This is a genomic window from uncultured Rothia sp., from assembly GCF_916049665.1.
Classification (GTDB): domain Bacteria; phylum Actinomycetota; class Actinomycetes; order Actinomycetales; family Micrococcaceae; genus Rothia.
Window position 1 is genome coordinate 1 of sequence record NZ_CAJZIE010000123.1, and the last position, 2,519, is coordinate 2,519.

3 protein-coding genes are annotated in these 2,519 nt (G+C 57.1%); 2 read left to right on the forward strand and 1 reads right to left on the reverse strand.

Features of this window, described 5'->3' with window-relative positions; all coding sequences use genetic code 11:
* Nucleotides 1-313 precede the first annotated feature (313 nt).
* Complete coding sequence (locus QZ540_RS08435) at nucleotides 314-967, forward strand: DUF6318 family protein (protein ID WP_294629181.1); 654 nt, start codon at nucleotides 314-316, stop codon at nucleotides 965-967.
* Between the two features lie 110 nt (nucleotides 968-1,077).
* Here the strand turns inward: QZ540_RS08435 and QZ540_RS08440 are convergent, their stop codons facing one another.
* Nucleotides 1,078-1,707 (reverse strand): DUF3043 domain-containing protein, encoded by a 630-nt coding sequence (locus tag QZ540_RS08440; protein WP_070819623.1) that lies wholly within the window; start codon nucleotides 1,705-1,707, stop codon nucleotides 1,078-1,080.
* A 115-nt stretch (nucleotides 1,708-1,822) separates the two neighbouring features.
* On the opposite strand from QZ540_RS08440, the gene QZ540_RS08445 reads away from it, so the two are divergent.
* On the forward strand, nucleotides 1,823-2,519 hold a 697-nt coding region (locus tag QZ540_RS08445; RefSeq protein ID WP_294629184.1), incomplete at its 3' end, for a M20/M25/M40 family metallo-hydrolase.

Genomic DNA, 2,519 nt, shown 5'->3' on the forward strand with positions numbered 1-2,519 from the left:
CAGGTTATGCTTGAGAATAAAATTCAACTCAATGAGATCAACAAAGACCCTGAATTCCATAAAACGATTTCTAATCTCCTCAAATAATTCTAATTAATTTAATTAGGAATTGGTGGCTTAATGTTTCATTAAGTCACCAATTCTTTTTTAGGTGATAATTGGGTTGGCTACTTTTGGAAGCTCTCGTAATCTTTCCACAAGATAGACAGCCACACACCCAGAGGGTAAGAACAATGACAGGTTCCCAGTGCGCGCTCGCGCATAATGGAGATAAATGGGCGACCATGCACTACAACGATGTGGAGGACCAACCATGAACCCCAACATGCTGAACCGCCGCTCAATGCTGACCGGCGGTACACTCATCAGCCTCAGCACCCTACTCGCCGCCTGCGTGCCGCACGACATCACAACTGCAGGAGACGAATCCACCGCATCCGGCGCAGCCACCAACAGCAGCTCAAGCAGCGGAGCCAGCAACAACGCCGGTAGCGGCGAATACCGCAAGGCAGACGCCAAAGGCCCCGCCCAAAACGTCCCCAAACCCAACGCCCCCGAAGATGGATACCGTGCAAAGACCCCCGACGGCCTCCTCAAAACCATGGATGCCTGGAACCAATGGATCAACTACGGCGTCCAAACTGGTGACTACAGCAAAGCACGCGAATTCCTCTCCTCATCAAACGACGGAGAACTCAAAATCTACCGAGAAATAGAAGCACTCTACCAGCGCGGCGGTTGGGTCATCGACGGCATCGAATACTTCAAACCCGCCGGCATACCCAGGACTGACGACCATCAAACCTACTACCTGGAAACCAACCACGAATGGGACAAACACACCGAGGTAGAACCCGACGGCCGCCAAGAAACCTGGAGCAGCGACAAGGAAGAAGAAATCTACACGTTCGCCCTCGAACACCGCGACGGCAGATGGCAGATCCTCTACTCCCGAATCGAAGCCTAACAGTACCGGCGTCTAGCCACGGTTATACGTCCACGCGCAAGAACATAAAAATAGGGGAGAGGCCTGAACCTTCAGAACCTCTCCCCAAGCACCTATAAGGCACTAACGACTTAGTGCGGGTACTCGCCGTACTTCACCATCGGAACCGGGCGGCGCATACGACGAATCATCATCACACGGTTAAACGCATACATGCCAGAACCACGCTGAACCTCGCCGAACTTCGCGATCAGCTTCTTCTTCAGGCTGCGCCACAAAATGAAGTAGTCAACAACCCACAGGATCATCAGCGCATACATTGCGTACACGGAACCGTAATAAACCGTTGCACCAACGCTAGACGTACCCGACACACCCTGAGCAATCCAGCCACCAATAAGCAGAACCAGCAGCACAGCCAACATAAAATCGCCAAGGTTACGGCGCGCATCCACATAATCACGGATATAACGGCGCTGCGAACCACGGTCCACGGCGGGCAGGTAACGCTGATCGCCACCCATCAACGCATCATTCTGACGCTCACGAGCCTTCGCCATCGCCTCACGTTCACGAGCCTTCGCCTCCTTACGGTCACTAACAACCAGAGGCTGACGACGAGCCGCCTGCTGCTCCTTACGCGAAGGAGTAGGACGGCCCTTCTTCGGGGTGAACTTCGGATTAACCGGAGCCTGAGGCTCCTCTACAACCTGCGGCTGAACAGCTTCCGCTTCAGCCTTCTCTTTCTTACGACCAAACACCCTCCCATCATACCCGAACGGCACACACCAAACCCGCCCCCACAAGCGCACACCAGCAACTGAAACGAACCCAACCGCCCGCCAGCAGGGGTAAGGATGGGGGTAAGGTAGAAACATGACTACTGAATTCACCCACCACAGCGCCCTACGCGACGCCGTCACCAAAAACTTCGAAGCAACCCTGCAGACCCTCACCGAGCTCGTCGCCATTCCCTCCATCGCCTGGGAATCGCACGACCTCACCCAGGTAGACCGCAGCGCCGAGGCAGTCGCCGCGCTCGCAACCAAGGCAGGCTTCGACAACGTACGCATCGAACGCGCCGCCTACACCACCGCAGACGGCACCGAAAAGCAGGGCATGCCCGCCGTCATCGCCTCCCGCCCCGCCGCAGAAGGCTACCCGACCATCCTGCTCTACGCCCACCACGACGTACAGCCCGCCGGCAACCTCGACCTGTGGGACACCGAACCCTTCGTCGCAACCCGCAAGGGTGACCGCCTCTACGGCCGCGGCGCAGCAGATGACAAGGCAGGCATCCTCGTGCACCTCGCCGCGCTCGCAGCCCTCAACGAAACTCTCGGCGAGGACTTCAAGCTTGGCGTGAAGCTCTTCATCGAGGGTGAAGAGGAGGCAGGCTCGCCCTCCTTCGTCTCCTTCCTCAACACCTACCGTGAGGAACTGTCCGCCGATTACATCGTCGTGGCAGACTCCGCCAACTGGCGTGCCGGCGTACCCGCACTGACCACCAGCCTGCGCGGCGTCGCATCCGGCGACATCGAGGTGCGCGTCGGCAGCCACGCCATCCACTCCG